24 protein-coding genes and 1 riboswitch are annotated in these 22,956 nt (G+C 70.6%); of the genes, 6 read left to right on the top strand and 18 right to left on the bottom strand.

Translation table 11 applies throughout. From position 1 onward, the window contains the following. Positions 1-21: 21 nt before the first annotated feature. Complete coding sequence (locus FHR32_RS42265) at positions 22-1,599, bottom strand: TIGR02677 family protein (RefSeq protein WP_184760194.1); 1,578 nt, start codon at positions 1,597-1,599, stop codon at positions 22-24. Positions 1,600-1,772: 173 nt separating this feature from the next. Between FHR32_RS42265 and FHR32_RS42260 the strand changes: the two genes are divergently transcribed. Beyond that, complete coding sequence (locus tag FHR32_RS42260) at positions 1,773-2,087, top strand: DUF6294 family protein (protein WP_184760193.1); 315 nt, start codon at positions 1,773-1,775, stop codon at positions 2,085-2,087. Positions 2,088-2,269: 182 nt separating this feature from the next. After that, positions 2,270-2,368, top strand: a riboswitch (TPP riboswitch). Next, positions 2,356-3,042 (top strand): TenA family protein, encoded by a 687-nt coding sequence (locus tag FHR32_RS42255; RefSeq protein ID WP_184760192.1) that lies wholly within the window; start codon positions 2,356-2,358, stop codon positions 3,040-3,042. (Overlaps the previous riboswitch by 13 nt.) 34 nt (positions 3,043-3,076) lie before the next feature. Here FHR32_RS42255 and abc-f read toward each other — a convergent pair whose 3' ends face one another. Beyond that, complete coding sequence (abc-f, locus tag FHR32_RS42250) at positions 3,077-4,807, bottom strand: ribosomal protection-like ABC-F family protein (protein ID WP_184760191.1); 1,731 nt, start codon at positions 4,805-4,807, stop codon at positions 3,077-3,079. 461 nt (positions 4,808-5,268) lie between these two features. Continuing rightward, positions 5,269-5,667 carry an IS200/IS605 family transposase gene (gene tnpA, locus FHR32_RS42245; RefSeq protein WP_184760190.1) on the bottom strand — a complete coding sequence of 133 codons (399 nt, stop codon included), beginning with the start codon at positions 5,665-5,667 and terminating at the stop codon, positions 5,269-5,271. Between the two features lie 53 nt (positions 5,668-5,720). Between tnpA and FHR32_RS42240 the strand changes: the two genes are divergently transcribed. From FHR32_RS42240 to FHR32_RS42230, 3 genes are all read left to right on the top strand, one after another. Then, a complete protein-coding gene (locus FHR32_RS42240; protein ID WP_312882955.1) occupies positions 5,721-6,989 on the top strand; it encodes an RNA-guided endonuclease InsQ/TnpB family protein in 1,269 nt (422 codons plus the stop codon). Positions 6,990-7,067: 78 nt separating this feature from the next. Continuing rightward, positions 7,068-8,771 carry an MFS transporter gene (locus FHR32_RS42235; RefSeq protein WP_246468773.1) on the top strand — a complete coding sequence of 568 codons (1,704 nt, stop codon included), beginning with the start codon at positions 7,068-7,070 and terminating at the stop codon, positions 8,769-8,771. Further along, positions 8,768-9,184: a MarR family winged helix-turn-helix transcriptional regulator gene (locus FHR32_RS42230; protein ID WP_184760189.1), complete on the top strand. Its 417-nt coding sequence runs from the start codon at positions 8,768-8,770 to the stop codon at positions 9,182-9,184. The genes FHR32_RS42235 and FHR32_RS42230 overlap by 4 nt, the downstream gene beginning before the upstream one ends. Before the next feature lie 121 nt (positions 9,185-9,305). On the opposite strand, the gene hypE is transcribed toward FHR32_RS42230, so the two are convergent. From hypE to FHR32_RS42160, 15 genes are all read right to left on the bottom strand, one after another. Continuing rightward, a complete protein-coding gene (gene hypE, locus FHR32_RS42225; protein WP_312882954.1) occupies positions 9,306-10,520 on the bottom strand; it encodes a hydrogenase expression/formation protein HypE in 1,215 nt (404 codons plus the stop codon). Beyond that, positions 10,517-11,644: a hydrogenase formation protein HypD gene (gene hypD, locus FHR32_RS42220; RefSeq protein WP_184760188.1), complete on the bottom strand. Its 1,128-nt coding sequence runs from the start codon at positions 11,642-11,644 to the stop codon at positions 10,517-10,519. Before hypD ends, hypE begins: the two co-directional genes overlap by 4 nt. 6 nt (positions 11,645-11,650) lie before the next feature. Then, positions 11,651-11,902, bottom strand: coding sequence for a HypC/HybG/HupF family hydrogenase formation chaperone (locus FHR32_RS42215; RefSeq protein WP_312882953.1), 252 nt, complete (start codon positions 11,900-11,902; stop codon positions 11,651-11,653). Continuing rightward, entirely contained in the window at positions 11,877-12,269 is a 393-nt protein-coding gene (locus FHR32_RS42210; protein ID WP_184760186.1) for a hydrogenase maturation nickel metallochaperone HypA/HybF, read from the bottom strand. Before FHR32_RS42210 ends, FHR32_RS42215 begins: the two co-directional genes overlap by 26 nt. Positions 12,270-12,351: 82 nt before the next feature. After that, positions 12,352-12,456, bottom strand: coding sequence for a DUF6893 family small protein (locus tag FHR32_RS47615; protein WP_376773464.1), 105 nt, complete (start codon positions 12,454-12,456; stop codon positions 12,352-12,354). Next, on the bottom strand, positions 12,450-12,953 hold the full coding sequence (locus tag FHR32_RS42205; protein ID WP_184760185.1) for a hydrogenase maturation protease: 504 nt from the start codon (positions 12,951-12,953) through the stop codon (positions 12,450-12,452). Before FHR32_RS42205 ends, FHR32_RS47615 begins: the two co-directional genes overlap by 7 nt. Next, complete coding sequence (locus FHR32_RS42200) at positions 12,950-14,296, bottom strand: hypothetical protein (protein WP_184760184.1); 1,347 nt, start codon at positions 14,294-14,296, stop codon at positions 12,950-12,952. The genes FHR32_RS42205 and FHR32_RS42200 overlap by 4 nt, the downstream gene beginning before the upstream one ends. Next, positions 14,293-14,928, bottom strand: coding sequence for a DUF6084 family protein (locus tag FHR32_RS42195; RefSeq protein WP_184760183.1), 636 nt, complete (start codon positions 14,926-14,928; stop codon positions 14,293-14,295). Before FHR32_RS42195 ends, FHR32_RS42200 begins: the two co-directional genes overlap by 4 nt. Continuing rightward, positions 14,918-15,556 (bottom strand): DUF5947 family protein, encoded by a 639-nt coding sequence (locus tag FHR32_RS42190; protein WP_184760182.1) that lies wholly within the window; start codon positions 15,554-15,556, stop codon positions 14,918-14,920. The genes FHR32_RS42195 and FHR32_RS42190 overlap by 11 nt, the downstream gene beginning before the upstream one ends. Continuing rightward, positions 15,553-16,152, bottom strand: coding sequence for a NifU family protein (locus FHR32_RS42185; RefSeq protein ID WP_312882952.1), 600 nt, complete (start codon positions 16,150-16,152; stop codon positions 15,553-15,555). Before FHR32_RS42185 ends, FHR32_RS42190 begins: the two co-directional genes overlap by 4 nt. 45 nt (positions 16,153-16,197) lie before the next feature. After that, positions 16,198-18,006 (bottom strand): nickel-dependent hydrogenase large subunit, encoded by a 1,809-nt coding sequence (locus FHR32_RS42180; RefSeq protein WP_184760181.1) that lies wholly within the window; start codon positions 18,004-18,006, stop codon positions 16,198-16,200. A gap of 1 nt (position 18,007) precedes the next feature. Beyond that, complete coding sequence (locus FHR32_RS42175; protein ID WP_184760180.1) at positions 18,008-19,084, bottom strand: NADH-quinone oxidoreductase subunit B family protein; 1,077 nt, start codon at positions 19,082-19,084, stop codon at positions 18,008-18,010. A gap of 91 nt (positions 19,085-19,175) precedes the next feature. After that, the gene (locus FHR32_RS42170) at positions 19,176-19,862 is read right to left on the bottom strand and encodes a D-sedoheptulose-7-phosphate isomerase (RefSeq protein ID WP_184760179.1); all 687 of its coding nucleotides are present in this window, start codon (positions 19,860-19,862) and stop codon (positions 19,176-19,178) included. Beyond that, positions 19,849-20,082 (bottom strand): HypC/HybG/HupF family hydrogenase formation chaperone, encoded by a 234-nt coding sequence (locus FHR32_RS42165; protein WP_184760178.1) that lies wholly within the window; start codon positions 20,080-20,082, stop codon positions 19,849-19,851. The genes FHR32_RS42170 and FHR32_RS42165 overlap by 14 nt, the downstream gene beginning before the upstream one ends. Next, entirely contained in the window at positions 20,079-20,711 is a 633-nt protein-coding gene (locus FHR32_RS42160) for a D-sedoheptulose-7-phosphate isomerase (protein WP_184760177.1), read from the bottom strand. The genes FHR32_RS42165 and FHR32_RS42160 overlap by 4 nt, the downstream gene beginning before the upstream one ends. A gap of 169 nt (positions 20,712-20,880) precedes the next feature. Between FHR32_RS42160 and hypF the strand changes: the two genes are divergently transcribed. Further along, on the top strand, positions 20,881-22,956 hold a 2,076-nt coding region (gene hypF, locus FHR32_RS42155), incomplete at its 3' end, for a carbamoyltransferase HypF (protein ID WP_184760176.1).

Raw genomic sequence — 22,956 nt, 5'->3', positions numbered from 1 at the left:
GTCGTCCCTCTCCGGCATCCGTCATGAGGCCGCCATCAGGTCGGTGATCTCGATGAGGTGCTCCGGGCCCGTCAGCACGCCGTCCTCCGTACGGATCTCCACCTGGCCCCCGCCCGCCACCTGCGACAGCCGTACTTCCATGGAACCGTCGCCGGTGACGACCTTGACCTCGGACTCGCCGGGGAAGCGGGCAGAGAGCGCGTCGCCGAGTAGCCCGAGGAACAGCCGGAACGCCTTCGGGTCGAGCACATCCAGCTCCGACAGGCGGGCCGGGCCGTCCGTGCACAGCCTCGCCCGCGCCGCGGCCGTCTCGGCGGCCTCCCGCTCCGCCTGCTCCGCCAGCAGCCTGCGGGCCGCCGACCGGTCCCGCACGCCGTTCGGTTTGCCCCGGCGCTCGTAGGAGCCGGTCCTGCGCAGCTGCGGGGAGATCCTGACCGGTGGGGCCTTCTGCCAGGGGGTGGCCGGAGCGAGGTCCTCCTGCCGCCATTCGGCCACCGTCTCGGCGGTGACGGTGAGATGGCGGGCGGGCGACAGACCGAAGGCGACCCGCCACAGGCGGTGCGCCGCCGCGTCGTCGGGAGCCTCGGCGAACCAGCGGGCCAGGGCGCGGAAGTCCGCCGAGCGGTCCGAACGGCCCGACCGCCGCTCGTTGAGCAGCCCGACCGCGTCGATGAGCTGCTTGATCGCCGTCACCGCGGCCTGCCGCAGCAGCCGGGCCTGCGACGGGCGTCCGGCGTCGCGGGAGACGAACCAGTCTTTCAGACCTCGCCAGCGGTTCTCCCAGGAGTCGGACGCCGCCGCCTCGGCCCTGGCGTACGCCGCCGCCGCGTCCGCCCCCTCGGGCACGGCGTCGGCGGCCTCCCGCCGTGCGGCCAGAGCCAGCAGCCTGTGGTGGTCGCGGTCCTCCAGCTCGGCCAGGAGCGCGGCGATCCGGGCGCCGGAGTTGGCGAGATCGGCGATGAAGCGGTTGATGTAGTCGATCAACCGTTCCTTGTAGGCGACGAACCCCTCGACGTCGCCGTCGGAGAAGTCGAGGGCACGACGCAGCGAGGCCATGAACGCCTGGGCGTTGTCGGCGAGCGAGGAGAACCGCTCGGCCAGGGTCAGCAGGAGCAGGTGGGTCTTGCCGGGATCGGGGTCGGCCGTCTCCGCCAGGGCCTTCAGCGACTGCAATTGCTCGGCGATGTCGCCCAGGGCCACCGACTGCAGCGCGCCCCGCCGTCCGATCGCCTCCTCATAGAACGCGATGGCCTGTTCCGCCGCCTGCCCTGCCGCGGTGAGCTGGAACAGGAACCGCTTGCGGTGGAAGTCCTCGACCGAGGTGACCCGGCCGGTGTCGGCGTCGGCGTGCAGGTTTCCCCACTCGACCAGCTTCTCCAGCGCCTGGGCGAGCTGCTCGTCCGTCTGGGTGGGCTGCTGCTCAAGGCTCCCCCTGCGCAGCTCGGCGGCGACGTCCTCGGGGCGCAGGTGCACGATGAAGCGCTCCTTGGCCCGTGCGAACGTGCGCAGCACCCGGCGGTAGAGCAGCGCGTTGGGCGCGCTGAGGTGAGCGAACGGCTGGGGGACGGCGTGGGCCGCCTGGGCCAGGTCAGTCACCATGCCAGTCTGCCGCATATCCGTCAGTGCGATGCCCGGCACACGATAGATCGGTTGTGTCGTCGGAAAATCGGCTTGTCGGATCGCTAACGGCAATCCGGCAGGGTGGAGGGCCCGGAAGCTCCGGGATGCCGCGGTGCTCCCCCATCTCAATCGTGGAGGCCGGCAGGAGGGTCGTGGGCCATCCGAGCCCCGTGACGCCGTCCCGGCCGACCTCGGAGAAGGCGGCCGTACAGAATCCGCAAGATGGTGGGCGCGACCGCGGCCACGGCGGCCCTGACCATCGGGCTGGGGTTCCCGACCACCGGGACGGCCACGGCGCCGTGCTCGGCACGCTGACCAACTACAACGTCCAGGACCGCTCCGACTGGACCAAGTTCGTCAAGAATCTGCCCAGCAAGACCCAGCGATACCGGTGGTTCGCCTCCGGCCGGTTCAACGCCAGGCTCTACCCGCTCATCAAGCACATGTCATTGGGCAAGCACTGCTGAGCCCGACGTCGCCCAGGACCTGGCGTCCCTGGGCGGCGGCGCTCTCCCCGCCGCAGCCCCCCGCTGCGGCTCCTCGGGGCGGAGCCGCCCGGAAGCAGCCCGGTATCCCGCCGACCGGCCATTTCGGGAGCCGACCCACGGCACCACCGGGTAGCCGCCGCGGACGAGCGAGCTGTTACCCTACTCGCGACGCGGGGTGCCCCGGCAGGTCCGGGGCTGAGAGCACACCCGTCGAACCTGATCTAGTTCGAACTAGCGAAGGGACGTCATGTTCTGCGACGACGTCTGGGCACACTCCACCGCACTGCTACGGGCCATCCACGAGCACCCTTTCAACACCGCGCTCGGCGAGGGCACACTCGACCGCAGGCGGTTCGCCTTCTACATCGTGCAGGACGCCCGATACCTCGAGGCGTTCTCCAAGGCGCTCGCCACCGCCTCGGTGCGGGCCGGCGACCCCGAGGAGGCCGCGTTCTGGTCGGCCAGCGCGCACGCCGCACTGGCCGCCGAGCGGACCCTGCACGAGGGCTACATCGAGGAGTACGGCCTGAGCGCCGCCGACCTCTCGGGCATCCGCACCTCGCCCACCTGCCTCGGCTACTCCTCCTTCCTCCAGGCCGTCGCGCTGGCCGCGCCGTACCCGGTGCTCGTGGCCGCCCTCCTGCCGTGTTTCTGGGTCTACCAGGACGTGGGGGCGGCGCTGCTGCAGCAGGTCGGCGACGTCGCCGACCACCCCTACCGCGCGTGGATCTCCACCTACGCCGATCCGGACTTCGCCAAGTCGGTCGAGCGGGCCAAGGAGATCGCCGACCGGCTGGCGGCCGGGGCGGACGGCGAGACGCGCGCGGCCATGACCGAGGCGTTCGTCCAGGCCACGGAGTACGAGTGGATGTTCTGGGACAGCGCCTGGCACCGGGAGACCTGGCCCACGGAACAGTGGCGGCCCGGCGGCTGACGTCCGCCGTCACGTCTGTGATCCCCTCCGCCCGTCACTGAGCGGAAACCTCGCCCGCCGACGACCACGACCGGGCGGACCCTCGGCTCAGCAGCCTGCCCGCGCGCAGTACGGCATGCGACCCGACGAAGTCGTCGCGGAAACGACGGTCGTGGGAGACCACCACCAGGGCGCCCGGGTAGGCGGCCAGCGCCTCCTGGAGTTCCTCGACGAGGGTGAGCGAGAGATGGTTGGTCGGCTCGTCCAGGATCAGCAGGTCAACGGGGCGGCTCACCAGCCGCGCCAGCTCCAGGCGGCGCTGCTGCCCGATGGAGAGCGCGGCCAGCGGCTTGACGAGGTCCTCGCGCTGGAACAGTCCCAGCGCGAGAAGTGCCGCCGCGTGCTCCTCCGGCGGCCCCGGCAGTCCTTTGGCGAAAGCGGCCAGCACCGCGCCCCTGGACCGTCTGACGGGTATCTCCTGGCGTAGGTAGCCGATCCGCCCGGGACGGCGCACGGTGCCGGCGTCCGGGGCGAGGTCCCCGGCGAGCACCCGCAGGAACGTCGTCTTGCCCGCCCCGTTGGGGCCGGTGAGCAGCACCCGCTGACCGGGCGCGAGCGTGAACTCCTCGACGGCGAGCCGGTCGCCGACTCTGACGCCGTTCAGCGCGGCCAGCGGCGCGTCGCCTGCCTCACCACCGCTCCGGACGGCATCGCCGGCGTCACCCGCGTCGCCGCCGAACCGGGCGGTGAAGCGCAGCGGGTCGGGCGGACGTGGGACCGGCTCCTCACTCAAGCGACGCAGCCGCTCCCGGGCCTTGCGGACCTGGCCTGACAGCCCTGCCTCATGCGAGCGGCGGTGTCCTGCCGTACGGGGACGGCTGCCGGACCTGACGCTGGAGGCCAGCCGTACGGCGCCCGTGCCGGCGAGGTCGGTCTGGCGGTCGATCTCAGCCAGCCACTCCTGGTGGTCCTGCTCCCAGCGGCGCCGGGCCGCGGCCTTCGCCGCCAGGTAACCGTCCCAGCCGTCGCCGTACCGGGTGACGGTACGGCGGTCGTGGTCGACCTCCAGGATCGTGGTGGCGACCCGTTCCAGGAACGTCCGATCGTGGGTGACCGTCACGACCGTGCCGCGGTGGGCACGCAGCCGGTTCTCCAGCCACGTCACCGCCGCCTCGTCCAGGTCGTTGGTCGGCTCGTCGAGCAGGAGCAACTCAGGCGCGGCGACCAGCACGCAGGCCAGCGCCAGCCGGGACCGCTCGCCGCCCGACAGGCCGCCGAGCCGCCGCTCCCGGGTGAGATGGGCGACACCAAGCCCGCGCATGGCCGCGTCGATCCGCGCATCGGCCCCGTAGCCGTCACGCGCCTCATAGGCCGCGAGCAGGTCGCCGTAGGCCGCCAACTCCTCCGGCGAGGCACCGGCCAGCGCGTTCTCGGCCTCGCGGATACGGCGTTCCAGGTCGCGCAGATCGGCCAGCGCCGCGTCCGCGGCGTCCTGAACGCTGCTGGTGGCAGGCAGGTCCAGCGTCTGGTCGAGGTAGCCGACCCCGCCGGAGGCCACGACGACGACCTCGCCGTCGTCCGGCTTCTCCTGGCCCGCGAGGAGACGCAGCAGGGTGGACTTGCCCGAGCCGTTCTCACCGATGACACCGGCCCGCTCGCCTGCGGCGACGGTGAAGGAGACATCCTCCAGTACGGCGTGGCCCGCATAGGCCTTGGTGACATGGGCGACGGTGAGCTGTGACGGATGGGTCAAGGGTTCAACCTCCGGTTTCCCGACGGTGGGCATGGACGGCCACCGGGAAACGAGAGGGAACGGCATCCGGCGGCGGAGACGCGCGGCGTGTCAGCACGTCATCGCGCGAGAAAGGGGTGGGACCGCAGCCGGATCAGGAGCACATATGAGGCATCGTAGGCGGCGCCGTACGACGATCACAACGCATTAACGGGCGTGTCGAAAGCGCCGGGCAGACCACCTCCCTGCGTACTGCGCCCCCTCGCAGGAGCTATGAGGACTCGGCGTCATCACCGGCGACCTGACCGTGCGCACAAAGCGTTTGAAGTTCTTCGTGCTCATCTGCACTTTGCCCAGGCGTCAAGCCGGAGACTCGAAGGAGCACTGGTCCGCATAGTGCTCTACCGAACTGTGGGCCAGTGCTCCGGCGTTCACGCCGGGGGTGAAGGCCCACGCGGGAGTGCCCGCCAGGGCGCGAGCGTGCCCTGGCCTTCCGTGCCCGTGAGCAGGCCGGCTCACACGGGTCGTTTCCGCTGTTCGATGTACTGCTCAAGGACCGCAAGCGGTGCGCCGCCCACGCTTGCGGCGAAGGAGGAACCGGACCACAGATGCCCGCCCCACAGGCACCGGCGGACGTGAGCGCCGTATTCCTTGCCAAGCATCCGCGCCCAGACGCCCTTCGGTGAGCCGGCGAGCGTGGACAGGGCGACCTTCGGCGGGTGGTGGACCAGCAGGTGGACGTGGTCGTGGTCGCCGTTGAACTCGCGAAGTTCGGCCTCGAAGCCGGCGCAGACCTCGCGCATGAGTTCCTCGCAGCGCACCGGCCTCGGGTCGCTGAACCCCACACGCCGGTACCTCGTCACGGACACCACGTGTGCGTGCAGGGTGCGGACAACACGGCGTCCGGTGCGCACCTCGGGGTTTGGATGCCATCACGGTGACATAAACCAGACGATACGATCACGGTGTGGAGTTGGTGAAGCGGGCTCGTGCGCACGTGGCGCGACTCGACCTCGGCGCAGACCAGGTGGCTGTGCTGGACGGCCAGGCGCACACCGCCCGCGCGCTGTGGAACCTGCTGCATGAGTACTTCACCTTCCGCCAAGGCCGGTTCGCTACGTTGAAGGACTGCGACGAGGCGATCCGGACAGCCCGCCGCGAGATCGACTGGATGGGACAACTGCCCGCCCAGGCGGCGCAAGCGGTGCTGAAAACGTATCGGCAGGCGTGGGCGAATTTCTTCAACCCCGACCACCCCGCCCACCGGCCCACGTTCAAGGGCCGGGTGCGGACCCGGTTGGCCGTGGACGTCCCCCAAGCCCGCGATCTGCAGATCAAGCGGGTCAACCGGCGCTGGGGCGCGATCAATCTCCCCAAGGTCGGGCGGGTGCGGTTTCGCTGGACCAAGGACCTGCCCGGCCTCACCAGGGGCGGTGCTGCCGGACGGATCACGGGAGCGCGGCTGGTCAAGGATGCCCACGGCCGGCAGGTGGTGTTTCGCACCCAAACCCTGCTCGCGCCGGTCCCTACCGTGCACCCGGGCCACACGGTGGGGATCGACCGGGGGGTCACCGTCGCGCCGGCCCTGTCGGACGGCACGATGCGTGAGCACGCCCCCTGGCTCACGCCTGGGGAGAAAGAACACCTGCGCCGGCTGGAGAAGACGTCGGCTCGCCGGCGTGCGGCCCGGCCGAAGAGGACCCGCCCCTCGGGGCGGGAGCAGCGCACCTACGATCAGATCGCCCGGCTGCGCGCGAGAGCCAAGCGCCGAGCCGTCGACTGGCGGCACCGGACCACCACCGAACTCGCCGACACGTTCGCTGTGATCAAGGTGGAGAAACTCTCCATTCTCAACATGGTCAAATCCGCCAAGGGCACGATCGAAGCCCCGGGCAGGAACGTCGCCCAAAAGGCGGGGCTGAACCGGTCGATCAGCGGCGAGGCGTGGGGCCGGACCGTCACCCTGCTCGAATACAAGAGTGCCGACCGGGGCGGACAGGTCGTCAAGGTTCCCGCCCCGGGCACCTCACAGACGTGTCACCGATGCGGTCACCGTGATGCGGCCGGCCGCAACAGAACCGTGTTCGCTTGTACCAACCCCGCGTGCGGTTGGGTCGGCCATGCCGATACCAATGCCGCGATCAATATCAAGAACGCCGTCGGAATGCCGGTGTCAGGGCGTGGAGACCTCGGGGTTACCCGGTCGGTGAAGCGTCAACCCCCGCGCGCCGCTTAACCGCGACGCGACGGGAGAGTCTCCGGCCTCCAGGCCGGGGAGGAGTTCAACCGCACATCTCCAGCAAGGAGGCGCTCCTTGGACGCGGGCGTTCCCGACGCCGAGGTGGCCCGGGTCGAGCGGCTGATCTCCACGTTCGTGCTCGGCTTCGCCCGGCCCGGCAACCGGGGCCCGCGGCACGGGCTGTACCTGGTGGGCGGCTCGGTCCATCCCGGCGGCGGGCTGCCGGTAAATCACTTCATGGCGCAAGAAGCCGTAAAGGCGACCGTGAGGCCGGGCCGTGGGCGCATCAGTTGTACGGTTATAACCGTTGTGTTCCTACAACCTTCCGGGGGAGACGTGACCGAGCTGAGCCACCGCAGGCGCATGCTCGTCCTGCTGATCTGCTGCATGAGCCTGCTCATCGTCGGGCTCGACAACACGATCGTGAACGTCGCCCTCCCAGCACTGGAGCGTGACCTGCACGCGCCTCTCTCAGGCCTGCAGTGGACGATCGACGCCTACACCCTCGTGCTGGCGAGCCTTCTGATGCTGTCCGGCTCGACGGGGGACCGCATCGGGCGTCGCCGCACCTTCCAGATCGGCCTCGTCGCGTTCGCGGCCGGTTCCCTGCTCTGCGGTCTGGCGCCGACCCTGGGCTGGCTGGTGGCCTTCCGGATCCTGCAGGCGATCGGCGGCTCGATGCTCAACCCCGTGGCCATGTCGATCATCACGAACACCTTCACCGACCCCCGCGAGCGGGCCCGCGCGATCGGTGTGTGGGGAGGCGTGATCGGGATCAGCATGGCTCTCGGCCCCGTCGTCGGCGGGACGCTGGTCGACTCCGTCGGCTGGCGGGCGATCTTCTGGATCAACGTGCCGGTCGCCCTGGCCGCATTGCTGCTCACCGCCCTGTTCGTCCCCGAATCCCGGGCACCGCGCCCCCGCCGCGTCGACCCCGTGGGCCAGGTGCTGGTCATCGTCATGCTGGCCTCCCTCACATACGCGATCATCGAGGCGCCGAGCAAGGGCTGGGGGTCACCGGTGATCGTCGGGTTCTCGGCCGCCGCCGTCGCCGCGCTGATCGGCCTGCTCCTGTACGAGCCCCGCCGCCGGGATCCGCTGATCGACCTGCGTTTCTTCCGCAGCGCACCGTTCTCGGGAGCCGCGATCATCGCGATCAGCGCGTTCGCGGGGCTCGGCGGGTTCCTCTTCCTCAACACCCTGTACCTCCAGGACGTGCGGGGCATGTCGCCGCTGCACGCGGGCCTGTGCACGCTGCCGATCGCGGCGATGACCCTGGTGTTCGCCCCGCTGTCGGGACGGCTGGTGGGCGATCGCGGGCCCCGGCCCTCGTTGGTCATGGCAGGAATCGCGATCACTGCGAGCGGGCTCATGCTCACCAGGATCACCCCTGACACGCCCCTGCCCTGGCTGCTCGCGAGCTACACCGTCTTCGGCCTCGGACTCGCCATGGTCAACGCTCCCATTACCAACACCGCGGTCTCCGGCATGCCGCGCGCACAGGCCGGGGTCGCGGCGGCGGTCGCCTCGACGAGCCGGCAGATCGGCCAGTCCCTGGGCGTCGCCGTCGCCGGGGCGGCGCTCGCGTGGAGCGCGGCCGGATCGCTGCACGACGGATTCACCGGAGCCAGCCGTCCCGCCTGGTGGATCACCGTCGGGTACGGGACCGTCGTGCTGCTGCTGGGTATCATCACCACGGGCAGATGGGCGAAGGGCACCGCGGACAGGACCGCGGCGCGCCTCACCGCCGAGGACACGAGGATTCCCGTCGCGATATGAGCCATGATCCCCAGGTAGCCGCCCGTGTGTGGCACGGCATGCGCGCGCTGGTCCTCGACCGCCACGACAGGCGCAAAGAGGTCTGCGCCGCACTCGACATGAGTTTCATCCGGGCCAAGGCACTGCGCCGGCTGGCCTCGACCCCGCTGACGATGCGGCAGTTGGCCGCCGAACTGGCCACGGACGCGCCCTACACCACGATCGTCGTCGACGATCTCGTACGGCGAGGCATGGTCGTGCGCGACGTCCACCCGGACGACCGTCGCCAGAAGATCGTAACCGTGACCGCCGACGGAGCGAGGGCGGCCGAGCTCGCCGAGGCGATTCTGGGCGAGCCGCCCCCTCCGCTGCTGGAGCTCGGCGATGCCGACCTGATGGCACTGGACCGGATCATCACCGGGCTGCTCGGCTGACCCGCGCCCATCGCGTCCGGCCGGTGCGGCGGCGCCTCGGACCGCCTCTTCGCTCGCCTGGCCCACGTCGTCTGATCAGCTTGGTTCTTTCATCGCCCGGCGCTCCCGTCGGATGTCGTTCTCAGCAGATTCTGGGCAGGGGGTCGCCGACCAGCAGGTCGACGATGCGGGTGCCGCCGAAGGAGGTCCTCAGCAGGACCAGTCCGGGCGGGTCGTCGTTGATCCGCCCGATGACGGCGGCGGCGGAGCCGAGCGGATGGGAGCGCAGGGCGGCCAGCGCGGCCCCGGTGGAGCGCTGGTCCACCACCGTGACCATCCGGCCCTCGCAGGCGACGTAGAGCGGGTCGATCCCCAGCAGCTCGCACGCCCCGCGTACGGCGGGGCGCACCGGGATGGCGTCCTCCTCCAGGACGACCGCGACCTTGGAGGCCTCGGCGATCTCGTTGACGACCGTCGCCACCCCGCCGCGGGTGGCGTCGCGCAGGCAGCGCACCTGCCCGTCGCCGCAGGCGTCCAGCAGCCGGCCGGTCAGCTCGTGCAGGGGCGCGGTGTCGGAGACGAGGTCGGCCTGGATGTCGAGCTCTCCCCGGGCGAGCATGACGGTGATGCCGTGCTCGCCGATCGGGCCGGAGACGATGACCGCGTCGCCGGGCCGGGCGGCGGCGGCGCTCAGCCGGACCGGCCGGTCCATCGTCCCGATGCCCGAGGTGGTGATGTAGCAGCCGTCGGCCTTGCCGTTCTCCACGACCTTGGTGTCGCCGGTGACGATCCACACGTCCGCGGCCCGCGCCGCCGCCGCCATCGAGGCGGTGACCCGTCGCAGGTCGGCGACGGGGAAGCCCTCCTCGATGATGAAACCGGCCGACAGGTACCGGGGGCGTGCCCCGCACATCGCCAGGTCGTTGACGGTGCCGTTGACGGCCAGGTCGCCGATGTCGCCGCCCGGGAAGAACAGCGGCGTCACCACGTAGGAGTCGGTGGTGAAGGCGAGCCCGTCGACGACCGCGCCGTCCTCCAGGGGTTCCAGCAGCGGGTTGCGGAAGGACTCCAGGAACACCGCGTCGATCAGGGTGTGGGTGGCCTTGCCGCCGGCGCCGTGCGCGAGGGTGATGCGGTCCTCCCGCACGCGGGGCCTGCGGCGGCGCACCCGCTCGATCCGCCGCAGGACCTGCTGCTCGCGGCTCGGTCCCACCGCCGCGTTTCCCGGATCGGAGCCGGTGAGGCCGCTCTCGCGGCTCGGGGGGCTCCCGTCCGCCTCCCCTGCCTCACCGTCCGGACGACCGCTCCGGCGGCCTGGGATCTCCACCCGGAGGGTGGCGCCTTCCTCGGTGTTCACCTGTGGGTCGCCTCCTTGACGCGCTCGCGGGAGAAGCGGCCGAAGTTGTAGTACGCCGCGCACGCGCCCTCCGACGACACCATGCAGGTGCCGATCGGGGTCTCCGGGGTGCAGGCGGTGCCGAACACCTTGCACTCCCAGGGTTTGAGCACGCCCTTGAGCACCTCGCCGCACTGGCAGGCCTTGGGGTCGGCCACCCGCCCGCCGGGGATCTGGAAGATCCGCTCGGCGTCGAAGGCGGCGTAGCGCTCCCCCATCCTGAGCGCCGACTGCGAGATGAACCCCAGTCCCCGCCATTCGAAGTACGGCCGCAGCTCCATCACCTCGTTGATGACGCCGAGGGCCTTCGGGTTGCCCTCCCACGGCACCACCCGGGTGTACTGGTTCTCCACCTCCACCCGGCCCTCGGCCAGTTGCACCAGGATCCGGTAGACCGTGTGGAGCACGTCGAGCGGCTCGAACCCGGCCACCACCAGGGGCTTTCCGTAGTCACGGGCGATGAACCCGTACGGCCGGCAGCCGATGACGGCCGAGACGTGGCCCGGCCCGACGAAGCCGTCCAGGCGCAGGTCCGGAGAGTCCAGGATCGCCTTGATCGCGGGGATGATCGTCACGTGGTTGCAGAAGATCGAGAAGTTCTCGATCCCCTCGGCCTGCGCGCGCAGGACGGTCATCGCCGTCGACGGCGCGGTGGTCTCGAAGCCGATCGCCATGAAGACGACGCGCCGGTCCGGGTTGCTCCGCGCGATCTTCAGGGCGTCCAGCGGGGAGTAGACCATGCGGATGTCGGCGCCTCGCGCCTTGGCGTCGAGGAAGGACCCGTTCCCGCCGGGCACGCGCATCATGTCGCCGAACGACGTCATGATCACGTCTGGCTGCTCGGCGATGTGGATGGCGTCGTCCACCCGTCCCATCGGGATGACGCAGACGGGGCAGCCCGGGCCGTGCACGAGTGTGACGGCCTCGGGCAGGTAGTCCTCCAGCCCGTGCTTGTAGATCGTGTGGGTGTGCCCGCCGCACACCTCCATGAACTTGTAGGCGCGACCGGGCTCGCACAGCGCGGCGATCTGCGCGGCCAGCGTCTGCGCCTTCCCGGCGTCCCGATACTCATCGACGAAGCGCATCGGATCTCACCCCTTTTCGATCATGGATTCTCGGAAGGCCGCGATCTCTTCCTCGTAGGCCGGGCCGATGCTTTCGAGGAAGTCGAGCGCGGCCCTGGCCTCCACCTCGTCGATCTTCGACAGGGCGAATCCGACGTGGATGAGGATCCAGTCACCGGGGGTGAGGGACTCCTCCTCCAGCAGGCCGATGTTGATCGCGCGCCGTACCCCGCTGACGTCGACCATGGCCAGGTCAGGATGGCCCGTCAGGATTTCCACGATCTCGCCGGGGATTCCCAGGCACATGAGCGGCCTCCGTCATCTGGATGGATTCGAGGACGAGGTCGTCGCCGCCCTCGGTGTCGATATCGGTGCCACCGCACTCGGGACAGGTGGCGAAGGGGTCGGCCGACTGGGCCGTCTGGCCGCAGGACCGGCAGATGAGCTGCACCGGGACGATGACCAGGTCGACCCGGGCCCCTTCGGCCAGTGATCCGTCCGCGATCAGGGCGAACGCCTGGTTGATCGCGGGTTCGGTGATGCGGAGCATGGCGCCCGCCTGCACCCGTGCCCGCTCCACCCGCCGGCCCTCCGCGCGTCTCTCGACCGCGTCGAGGATCGCCTCGGCGATCCCGAATTCATGCATGACTGCACTCCTCTCGTTCCATGTGGTCATATCGGGCCGTGTGTCACGGCCCGTCTGCGATGTGCGGGTCCCCTGCGGGCCGTCACATCTTCCTGATCCGCAGGTAGCGCCTGATGTCGGGGATCGACTGGACGACCAGTGCCCCCACCCCGACGAACAGCGCTCCGACGATCAGACGTTTCACCATGGCCGTTCCTCCTCGTGACCCGCGCCGGCGCACACCGGCCCGAGCTGTTGCCTGACCAGTTCCAGGACGAGTTCCACCGCGTCCCCGACCGCGCCCGCGACCGGCGCGCTCAGCTCCATGCCGGGTGAGAGGTCGGCGGGCTCGCAGCCGACGAGCAGGACCCGGCCGGTCCCGCCGCCGAGCGTGCCCGCCAGGGCCAGCACGGACTCGGGTGTCATGGCGTGGGCGTCGACGAAGGAGCCCGGGCACTCACCCGGCGACGGCTCCAGCACGTAGAGCGTGCCGGGCGGGCTGCCGCGCGCCGCGGCGTCGAGGATGATCGCGGTGTCGTGGCCGCCGCCGGTGAGCTCGTAGGCGAGGTGGATGCCGCGGATGCCGAAGTCGGCGACCCTGACCCCGTCGGGGAGGTCCATGGCCGCCAGCCGTCCCGCCACCGTGACGCCGAAGCCGTCGTCGCTGAGGAAGACGTTGCCGACGCCGGCGATGAGGATCCTCATCCGGCCACCTCGTCGCCGAGCGGCTCCACCTCGTCGGGGGCGAAGTAGAGAAAACGCCCGTGGGAGCGGTGCAGGTCCGCGCCGGGGTCGTCGTCGAGGGTGACGGCCAGGTGCCGCGCTCCGTCGAGGTCGAGGAGCACGGCCTCCACCCGGGCGGTCCTGCCGGTCAGGAACATGTCGTGGGCGTCGGCGCGACGCCGGCCGGGGACCAGCCGGACCCGGCTGCCCTTGGCGACCGCCACCCCGGAGACGATCACGCTGTCGGTCTCCGGTGACACGGCGGCGTCGGCCGCCGGATCCCACCAGGGCGTTTCGGGTGGCTTCTCCTGGGGGGCGCCCAGATACCGGATCACCCCGTGGAGCCGCTCGACCACCTCGGGCGGCAGGTCGCCGACCATGTCGAGGAGCCGGGCCGCCCGGGGGTCGGTCGCCCGGGCCTCCCGCGTCTCCTCCTCGGTGAGGGTGAGCGTGCGCAGGTGGAGGATCTCGTCGATCTCGGTCGAGTCGAACAGCTCGCCCGGGCTCTCCGGGGCGATGTCCGGGTAGTCGTACAGGATGATCGGCGACGAGAGCACCACGTCACGGTGGCCGGGCTCGCCGACGAGCACCGGCCAGGTGTGCTCGTTGCGGCAGCTCTCGGCGACCGGCCGGGCCCACTCCGGCGGGTCGAGGAGGGAGACGAAGGCACCGCCGGTCACCCCGATGAGCAGGTGCGCCGAGACCAGCGAGCGCCGGAGTGCCTGCTCTCGCGTCCCGTCGGGCTGGTCCCAGCCGTCGGTGTTCTCCACCCGGACGCGCAGCCTGACGAGGTCGTAGGGCCCCGGAACCCGCTCGGCGACGGCCCGCAGCGACGCACGCAGCGGCAGGTGCTCGGAGACGACACGGCCCTCCTGCCGGCCGGTCGGCGCGATGATCAGTTCGGCCGACCGGTCTCCGGGGACGCGCACCTGGACCGTCTGCTCGGCGTCGAGCAGGGCCGCGATGGGCAGTACGGCCTCCACCTCGCGCTCGGTCGCCTCGTCGAAGGTGAGATAGGTCCGTTCGCCGCTGCGGAGCTCGGCGACCGGCCGGTGGTCGTCGCCTTCGGCCCGCTCGACGCTGCGGGTCCTGACGTGCAGGAACCGCAGGCGCAGGCGGACCACGGCGTCCTCGGCGCGTTCGAGGACGCATTCGGTCACGCTGGCGGAGGGTTCGGCGGTGGCGGTGAACGCCGGGGGCACCAGCACCCCGAACTGCCAGCGCACCCGGTTCTTGGCCGCCGAGGCCCGGTAAGGGTAGAGCAGGTAGCCCTCGTACAGGACCGCGTCCGCCACCCTGCGGGCGATCTCCATCGGCACGCTCATCGCAGGTTCTCCTTGAGGAGTAGTTCCACGGTCTCGTCCCAGGTGGCCGCGGCGCGCTCGGACTTGAAGCGGTGCAGGGCCCGCAGCGTGTCCCGGCGCAGCCGCAGCCATCCGCTCCCGGGGAAGTAGCGGTCCATCAGCTCCCGCCAGACGGTCACCGGGAGCCCATGGCGGGTCTCGCAGTGCCACGGGACCTGTCCCACGGCGAAACCGTTGTACGTCCTGGCGAACACCGTCCCGCTGAAGAGCATGAGCAGCGGGACCTCGCCCTCGTCGAGCGCGGCGAAATACTTGCCCGCGGCCACCTCCAGGTCGTAGCTGCAGGGCACGGGCAGGTCGATCTCGGTGCTCGTCCGGAACGCGGGGACCGTGATGGAGACGGCGGCGAACTGCAGGGGTTTGAGCGTGTCGCCCCAGCGCGAGGGATCTCCGAAGAGGTCGCCGAGCAGCTCCGCCTCGGCCGGGACGTAGCGCCGCAGATGGGGTTCCACCCGGATCTGGCACCGCAGCGCGATGGCGTGCAGCCCGCTGGGGGACGGTTCGGTGATCCGCAGCCGGAAGACCAGGGTGGGGAAGGCCGCGTGCGGCTCCGCCCGCGCGCCCACGCAGGTGAAGGTGAGCTCATCGGCCATCGTCGTCTCCTTCGGCGGCCCCGGGCGGGACGACGTGGCTGCGCCGGCGCAGCTCCGCGAAGAAGCCGTCGATGGCCTCCCACGCCTTCTGCCCGCCGTCGAAGCCCTTCCAGTGCAGCCGTACCAGGCCGACGAGCTCGTAGCAGGCGGCGACCGGCACCAGGTAGCACGCGGAGCCGCCTCCGGGGTGGCGGTCCACCAGGAGCGCCTCGACGTCCGGCCGGACGACGGCCAGCGCCGGATTGGCCGCCAGGACGCGTTCCCAGGTCGCCAGCGGGAGGAGTGACTCGGTCGCCCCGGCGGGGCTCGGGTAGAGGGCGACGGTCTGGCCGAGGGTGGAGTTGTGGAAGAAGAATGCCGTGCGGACCGGGATCTGCAGCTCCTCCCAGTCGGTCTCGGTCAGCCGGAACGACGGGGCGTGCAGGTAGCGGTCCGGCATCGCGCGGTAGCGGGCTCCGGCGTCGTGGGGGAACAGCAGGTGGCAGGGGCGGCAGGTGCACAGGAGTGCCCGGCTCTCGATGTTCACCACGTGGCCGTGCACCTCGCCCAGCGGCTCGCCGCACATCTCGCACCGCGTCACGTCCGCCTGCCGGGGCTCGCGGAACCGGCGCAGACCGGTGGCCGTCATGAGACCCTCTCCGGCAGTGTCCCCGGCAGCGGGCACGGGCCGGGAGGCGGGCGGTGCTGGATCTGCAGCAGCGGCGCCCGGTCGTCGGCCACTCCCTCGACGACCACCCGGGACACCTCCGGCGCGGCCCGCAGCACGGCGCCTTCGATGGCGTGGGTGGCGGTGAGCTGCGAGGAGGGGCAGCCGTGGCAGGTGCCCGCGAGGCGCAGCCGTACGACTCCGTCCGCCTCCACGCCGAGCAGCTCGACCCCGCCCTCGTGCAGGCCGAGCTGAGGCCGCACGGTGTCGAGTGCCTCGTGGACGCGCTCCGCCGTGGTCAGCGGGTGCAGGTCGTGCAGGACGAGCAGGCCCGAGACGAGGTCGTCGGCGGCCAGGCTGTGGAGCACCTGCGCCGCCTCGGCCTCGGTGACGATCTCGACGACGCGCTCCAGGCCCGCTCCGTAGAGCTCGACCAGCACCCGGACGAGCTCCTCGGTCTTGGCCCGCGCCACGGGGTCGCTGAGCGTGGCGAGCTCGGCGAGCAGCGCCTCGACGCGGCTCCCGGCCGCCTGGACGTCATGGGCGTGCGGCATCGTGCCCGACCTACCTTTCCTCACGTCCTCGGCGGCCGGGGAGCGGTCGGCTCCCCGGCTGCCGGATGGTCACAGGGTGCCGGCGGCATGGGGGGTGTGCAGCTTGCGTAGTTCCTTGCCGTCGCCGAGGTACATGTGGACTCCGCACGGCAGGCACGGGTCGAAGCTGCGCACGGCGCGCATGATGTCGATGCCCTTGAACTTCTCCGGCGGGTTCTCCTCGAAGATCGGGGTGTTCTGCACCGCGTCCTCGTACGGTCCCGGCACGCCGTTGACGTCGCGGACGCTGGCGTTCCACGGTGTCGGGGGGTACGGATGGTAGTTGGCGATCTTCCCGTCCCTGATCACCATGTGGTGCGAGAGCACGCCCCGCACCGCCTCGGTGAACCCGCAGCTGATCGCCTCCTCCGGGACCGTGAACGGCGTCCAGGTCTGGGTGCGTCCCGCGCGCACCTCGGCCAGCCCCTGCTCGGCGAAGTACAGCGCGCACGCCGCCGCGTAGGCCTGGAAGTAGGTGCGGGCCCGGTTGCGCTCCAGCGCGTTGGACATCAGCTCGCCGTTGCGCTCGGGGATCTTCCACTCGAACGTCTTCTCCGGCTTGGTGGCCGTCTTCGGCAGGTTGATCTGCACGCTGTGACCGGTCGCCCTGATGTAGCCGATGTCCACCTTGCCCGACAGCGCGGTCGACCACAGCCGGGCGATCGGCCCGCCGCCGGTGTCCAGGGCGAGCATGTCCTTGCCGTCGAACCAGCGCGGCGACATCACCCAGCTGTACTTGTCGTCGAAGTCGCGCTTCTGCGGGTGCGGGATGGTGTGCTGGTTCCACGGGTGGCGCATGTCGACCGGGTTGCCCAGCGGGTCGTGGGTGACGAACGGCTCCTGGCCCTGCCAGTCGTCGTAGTAGGAGCTGCCCAGCAGGATCCGGATGCCGAGGTTGATGTCGACCAGGTCGTTGGTGACGAGCCTGCCGTCGACGATCACGCCGGGGGTGACGAACATCTCGCGCCCCCAGGCGCTCATGTTCTCGTAGGTGAAGTCGCAGTGCTGCGGGTCCTGGAAGCTGCCCCAGCATCCCAGCAGCACGCGCCTGCGGCCGACCTCCTCGTAGCCGGGCAGCGCGTCGTAGAAGAAGTCGAACAGGTCGTCGTGCATCGGCACGACGCGCTTCATGAACTCGATGTAGCGCATCAGCCGGGTCATGTAGTCGGTGAACAGCTGCACCGTCGCGACCGTGCCGACCCCGCCGGGATACAGCGTGGAGGGGTGCACATGCCGCCCCTCCATCAGGCAGAACATCTCCCTGGTGGTACGGCTGACCGCCAGCGCCTCGCGGTAGAACTCGCCCTCGAGGGGATTCAGCGAGCGCATGATGTCGGCGATCGTCTTGTAACCGTGGTCAGCGGCGTGCGGGGCCTCGGTACGCTCGGCCTTGGCCAGCACGCCGGGGTTGGTCTCGCGGACCATCTTCTCGCAGTAGTCGACCCCCACCAGGTTCTCCTGGTAGATGTTGTGGTCGAACATGTACTCGGCCGCCTCGCCGCAGTTGAGGATCCACTCCCCCAGGGCCGGCGGGCGGGCGCCGTAGGCCATGTTCTGCGCGTAGACCGAGCAGGTGGCGTGGTTGTCGCCGCAGATCCCGCAGATCCGGCTGGTGATGAAGTGCGCGTCGCGCGGGTCCTTGCCCTTCATGAAGATGCTGTAGCCGCGGAAGATCGACGAGGTGCTGTAGCACTCGGCCACCTCCCGGTTCTTGAAATCGATCTTGCAGTAGATGCCCAGGCTGCCGACGATCCGCGTGATGGGATCCCACGACATCTCGACCAGCTCGCGCGGCTGCCCTTTCTGGGCTTCCTGCTTCGATTTCCGTGAGGTCTTCATCTCAGCTCCAGGACGCCTTGTATCCGGTGAGCAGCTCGCGGCCCTTCTTGCGCCACTTCGGCTCCTTGTCGACCGTTCTGAGGGTGATGCCGCGCAGGGTGCGGATCACGCTGCCGTAGGCGCCGCTGACCGTCGAGGACACCCGGGCTCCCGGCGGCTCGTCCATGAACGGCATGAACTTGTCCGGGAAGCCGGGCATCGTGCACGCGATGCAGATGCCGCCCACGTTCGGGCAGCCGCCGATACCGTTCATCCAGCCGCGTTTGGGCACGTTGCACTTGACCACCGGCCCCCAGCAGCCGATCTTCACCAGGCACTGGGGCGAGCCGTACTCGGTGGCGAACTGTCCCTGCTCGTAGTAGCCGGCCCGGTCGCAGCCCTCGTGCACCGTCTGGCCGAACAGCCACGTCGGGCGCAGTGCCTCGTCCAGCGGGATCATCGGTGCCTGCCCGGCGACCTGGTACAGCAGGTACAGGATCGTCTCCGACAGGTTGTCCGGCTGGACCGGGCATCCCGGCACGTTGACGATCGGCAGCCCGGCCTTCGACCGCCAGTCCCAGCCCAGGTAGTCGGCCACCCCCATGGCGCCGGTCGGGTTGCCGGCCATCGCGTGGATCCCGCCGTAGGTGGCGCACGTGCCGGCCGCCAGCACCGCCGTCGCCTTGGGCGCCAGCCGGTCCAGCCACTCGCTCGTGGTCATCGGCTGGCCGGTATCGGGGTTGTTGCCGAACCCGCACCAGTAGCCCTCCTGCTTGATCGCCTCGTTCGGGATCGAGCCCTCCACCACCAGCACGAAGGGATCCAGCTCCCCGCGGTCGGCCTTGAAGAACCACTCGATGAACACGTCCGCGCCCTGCGCCGGCCCGGACTCGAAGGCGAGCAGCGGCCAGTGCACCTCGACCTTGGGCAGCCCTGGAAGGGCGCCCAGCAGGATCTCCTCGATGCTCGGCTGGGTGGCCGCGGTCAGTGCGACGGAATCGCCGTCACAGCTCAGCCCGCCGTTGATCCAGAGAATGTGGACGACCGGTTCTTCCTGCTCCTGCGGCGTACCGCCCGCTGTCTCCGTCGGCGCTGTCATGCCGCCTCCCCACTCCTCGTCGATGGCGATGGATCGTTGTCGGTGCGGGGGAGCTGTGCGTTGAGGGTCATGACGCGGGGACGGTGGCGGGTCACCCGGGGTCGTGGACCTGTGCTGCGCCGAGGGCGTGCTGGGTGAGCTCCCACAGAACGTGGTAGACCGTCGTCTGGGCCTCCTGGATCCGGTGCACGGACGACGACGGGATGACGAAGAGGTAGTCGATCAGGTCGAGTTCGGCCAGCCTGCCCCCCTTGTCCCCCGCCAGGCCGATGGTGAGCATGCCCCGGCGCGTCGCCTCCTCGAAGGCCTGGATGACGTTGGAGGAGTCCCCGCTCGTCGACAGACCGACGGCGATGTCACCGTGCCGTCCCAGCGCCGCGAGCTGACGGGCGAAGACGACCTCGAATCCCACGTCGTTGGAGAGGGCGGTGACCACGGCGACGTCGCTGGTCAGGGAGAGAGCAGGCAGGGAGAGGCCGTAGGGCGGATGCAGGAAGGCGGTCGCCACCTCCTGTGCGTCGGTGCTGCTCCCGCCGTTGCCGAAGGCGAACAGCCGCCCGCCCGAGGCGAACCGCAGCGCCATCTCCCCGGCGCACTCCATGAGCGCGTCGGCCGACGCCTCGGCCACCTGCCAGCGCAGCCGTACGATCTCGGCCGCCTTGTCCTCGGTGGAGCGGCGGGCCTCGGCCAGCACCGACTGGATGTCGTTACGCCCCTCGTAGAGGAAGGGATACAGCTCCCGCACCCCCTCGGCGGGCGGTTCCTCAAGCGTGCTCATCACCGGCTCCCCTCTCGATCACCGCGATGGCCTCCTTGGCGTGCACGAGGACGACGTCGCCCACGGCCGCGTCGACCAGCGCCACGCTCACTTCCTGGTCGACACCACCGGTGCCGGCCACTGCCATTCCCGGCTCGACCAGCCGGATCACCGTCAGCGGTATGGCCTCGTCGGAGCAGGTGACGCACGCGTCCGCGGAACAGTCCGCGGGCCCGCTCACGCGGTCACCCCGTTCGCCGGCTCGCCGCCGAGCGAGCCGGGCAGCTCGAAGAACACGTGCACCAGTTCCCACAGCACGTGGTAGGTGGTCACGTGGATCTCCTTCACCACGGCGGGATCGTCCGAGGCGGCGATCAGGACGTGGTCGACCGCCGGGCTCAGTGCGACGGGGCCCCCGTCGCCGCCGGTCAGCGCGAGGGTGAACAGGCCCAGTGTCTTGGCCATCTCCAGGCCCCGCAGGACACTCGCGCAGCGGCCGTCGCGGGAGACGCCCAGCGCCATGTCCGCCGGGTCCGCCCAACGGTGGAGCTGATGGGCGAAGGTCTCGGCGAGCCCTTGGCGGTTGCCCACTCCGGTGACCGTCGCGGCGTCGTTGCTCAGCGCGAGTGCGGGCAGCGCCCTTTTGCCCATGATGACCGGGTGCATGAATTCCACCGCGATGTGGGCCGCGTCCGCACCACCGCCGCCGTTGCCGAAGACGATCAGTTTTCCGCCGAGGCGGAACCGGGCGGCCATGGCGTGGCATGCCCGCGCGATGCGCTCGGAGTCGTCCGCGAGGGCACGGCCGGCGCGATCACGCCGATCGAATGCCTCACCGACGGCTAGTTGCATGGTCGATGTCACTGACATATGGACACTCCGTTATTTACGGTAGTCGCCAGATTACGATGAGTAACGACAAAGCCGACACCTAAGGAGCTGCAAACCGGAGTAAAGGTCTGATCATGGACGTAACCTTCTCTCCGAAATCAAGCGCGTCCACCACCGGCCCGCCGGGAGGCCTGGAGAGCATGAGGCCATGAGCAGCGGACGGGCCCGGACCGAGCCCCGGACACGGATCATGATCCGGGTCGAGGGGATCGTGCAGGGGGTGGGCTTCCGCCCCCATGTCCATTCCCTGGCCCGGCGCCTGTCGCTGTCGGGGTGGGTGGGCAACGACGGGGCGGGCGTGTTCATCGAGGCCGAGGGCACGCGGGAGAACGTCGCGCGCTTCGAGGAGGAGCTGCGGGGGCAGGCGCCGCCGCTGGCGGTGGTCCACCGTGTCACCGCCACCGCCGTGCCCGCACGCGGAGACCGCGGCTTCCGCATCACCGGCAGCAGGGACGGAGGCGGGCGGGCCGCGCTGATCTCCCCTGATGTCGCGACCTGCGCCGACTGCCTGGCCGAGCTGTTCGATCCGGCCGGCCGCCGCTACCGCCACGCCTTCGTCAACTGCACCAACTGCGGGCCGAGGTTCACCATCGTCCAGGACGTCCCCTACGACCGGCCGGCCACGACGATGGCCGGGTTCGCCATGTGCGAGGAGTGCACGCGCGAATACCTCGACCCGGACGACCGCAGGTTCCACGCCCAGCCGACCTGCTGCCCGGCCTGCGGCCCGACGCTGCGGCTGGCCGGTCCCGGCGACACCGACGGTGACGGTGACGGTGATCCGATCGCGCTCGCGGCCGCGCTGGTGCGCTCGGGTGGCGTCCTGGCGGTCAAGGGCCTGGGCGGCTACCACCTGGCGGTCGACGCGGGTGACGAGGAGGCCGTACGGACCCTGCGGTCACGCAAGCACCGCGAGGACCGGCCGTTCGCCGTCATGGTCGCCGACCTCGACGCCGCGCGCGCGCTGTGCGAGCTGGACGGCGATGCCGAACGGCTGCTCACCGGCCCCCGCCGGCCGATCGTGCTGCTGCCCCGCCGCCCGGACGCCCCGATAGCCGAGGCCGTGTCGCCGGGCGAGCGCCGTCTCGGCGTCATGCTGCCGTACACGCCGGTGCACCACCTGCTCGCCGGGGAGATCACCGGGCCGTACGTGCTCACCAGCGGGAACCTCTCCGACGAACCCATCGCCTACCGCGACCGCGACGCGTTCACCCGGCTCGCCGGCATCGCCGACCGCTTCCTCACCCACGACCGCCCGATCCACGTCCGTACCGACGACTCGGTGGTCCTCGCGACACGGGGAGAGGGGCTCCCGCTGCGGAGATCACGCGGATACGCCCCCGAACCCCTGCGGCTCCCCCATCCCGTACGGCGGGCCGTGCTCGCGTGCGGCGCGGAGCTGAAGAACACCTTCTGCCTGGCGAAGGGGGAACGCGCCTTCGTCTCCCACCACATCGGCGATCTGGAGAACTACGAGACCCTGTGCTCCTTCGCCGAGGGGATCGACCACTTCCGGCGCCTGTTCGGCATCACGCCGAGGGTCGTCGCGCATGATCTCCACCCGGAGTACCTGTCCACCAAGTACGCCCGCGACATGGACGGAGTCGACCTGGTGGGGGTCCAGCACCACCACGCGCACATCGCCTCCTGCCTGGCGGACAACCGGGAGGCCGGCCCCGTCATCGGGGTGGCCTTCGACGGCCTCGGCTACGGCGCCGACGGCACCTTCTGGGGCGGCGAGCTGCTCGTGGCCGACCTGACCGGCTTCACCCGTGCCGGCTGCCTGGCTCCGGTGCCGCTGCCCGGTGGCACGGCGGCGATCAGGCACCCCTGGCGGATGGCCGCCGCCCACCTGGACGCGGTCTACGGAGGCGCGCCCCCCGGCGATCTCGCGGTGATCTCCCGCCACCGGGACTGGGACGAGGTGCTGGCCGTGGCCAGGTCCGGTGTCAACTCCCCTCTCACCTCCAGCGCCGGGCGGCTGTTCGACGCCGTCGCGGCGATCCTGGGGCTCTCGGACACCGTCACCTACGAGGGGCAGGCCGCGAGCGCGCTGGAGCAACGGGCCGATCCCACCGAGAAGTCCGCCTATCCGGTCCGGCTCCGCGAGGCCGGAGAGCTCCTGGTGATCCAGGCCGGCGACCTCGTCCGGGCCGTCGTCGACGATCTGCGCGAGCGGACCGATCCGGCGACCGTCTCGGCCCGTTTCCACAACGGTCTGGCC

Origin of the sequence: Streptosporangium album (genome assembly GCF_014203795.1) — a bacterium.
In the GTDB taxonomy this organism is placed as follows: Bacteria; Actinomycetota; Actinomycetes; order Streptosporangiales; family Streptosporangiaceae; genus Streptosporangium; species Streptosporangium album.
This window is presented reverse-complemented; position numbering and strand designations above follow the sequence as displayed.

Coding starts and splice junctions, on each gene's coding strand:
- FHR32_RS42200 (WP_184760184.1), bottom strand. CDS start 14,296: ATGAGCGTGCCGATGGAGATCGCCCGCAGGGTGGCGGACGCGGTCCTG.
- FHR32_RS42230 (WP_184760189.1), top strand. CDS start 8,768: ATGAGCCATGATCCCCAGGTAGCCGCCCGTGTGTGGCACGGCATGCGC.
- abc-f (WP_184760191.1), bottom strand. CDS start 4,807: ATGCCCACCGTCGGGAAACCGGAGGTTGAACCCTTGACCCATCCGTCA.
- FHR32_RS42180 (WP_184760181.1), bottom strand. CDS start 18,006: ATGAAGACCTCACGGAAATCGAAGCAGGAAGCCCAGAAAGGGCAGCCG.
- FHR32_RS42205 (WP_184760185.1), bottom strand. CDS start 12,953: ATGAGGATCCTCATCGCCGGCGTCGGCAACGTCTTCCTCAGCGACGAC.
- FHR32_RS47615 (WP_376773464.1), bottom strand. CDS start 12,456: ATGGTGAAACGTCTGATCGTCGGAGCGCTGTTCGTCGGGGTGGGGGCA.
- FHR32_RS42190 (WP_184760182.1), bottom strand. CDS start 15,556: ATGACGGCCACCGGTCTGCGCCGGTTCCGCGAGCCCCGGCAGGCGGAC.
- FHR32_RS42170 (WP_184760179.1), bottom strand. CDS start 19,862: ATGAGCACGCTTGAGGAACCGCCCGCCGAGGGGGTGCGGGAGCTGTAT.
- FHR32_RS42255 (WP_184760192.1), top strand. CDS start 2,356: ATGTTCTGCGACGACGTCTGGGCACACTCCACCGCACTGCTACGGGCC.
- hypD (WP_184760188.1), bottom strand. CDS start 11,644: ATGCGCTTCGTCGATGAGTATCGGGACGCCGGGAAGGCGCAGACGCTG.
- FHR32_RS42195 (WP_184760183.1), bottom strand. CDS start 14,928: ATGGCCGATGAGCTCACCTTCACCTGCGTGGGCGCGCGGGCGGAGCCG.
- FHR32_RS42160 (WP_184760177.1), bottom strand. CDS start 20,711: ATGTCAGTGACATCGACCATGCAACTAGCCGTCGGTGAGGCATTCGAT.
- FHR32_RS42265 (WP_184760194.1), bottom strand. CDS start 1,599: ATGGTGACTGACCTGGCCCAGGCGGCCCACGCCGTCCCCCAGCCGTTC.
- FHR32_RS42175 (WP_184760180.1), bottom strand. CDS start 19,084: ATGACAGCGCCGACGGAGACAGCGGGCGGTACGCCGCAGGAGCAGGAA.
- FHR32_RS42210 (WP_184760186.1), bottom strand. CDS start 12,269: ATGCATGAATTCGGGATCGCCGAGGCGATCCTCGACGCGGTCGAGAGA.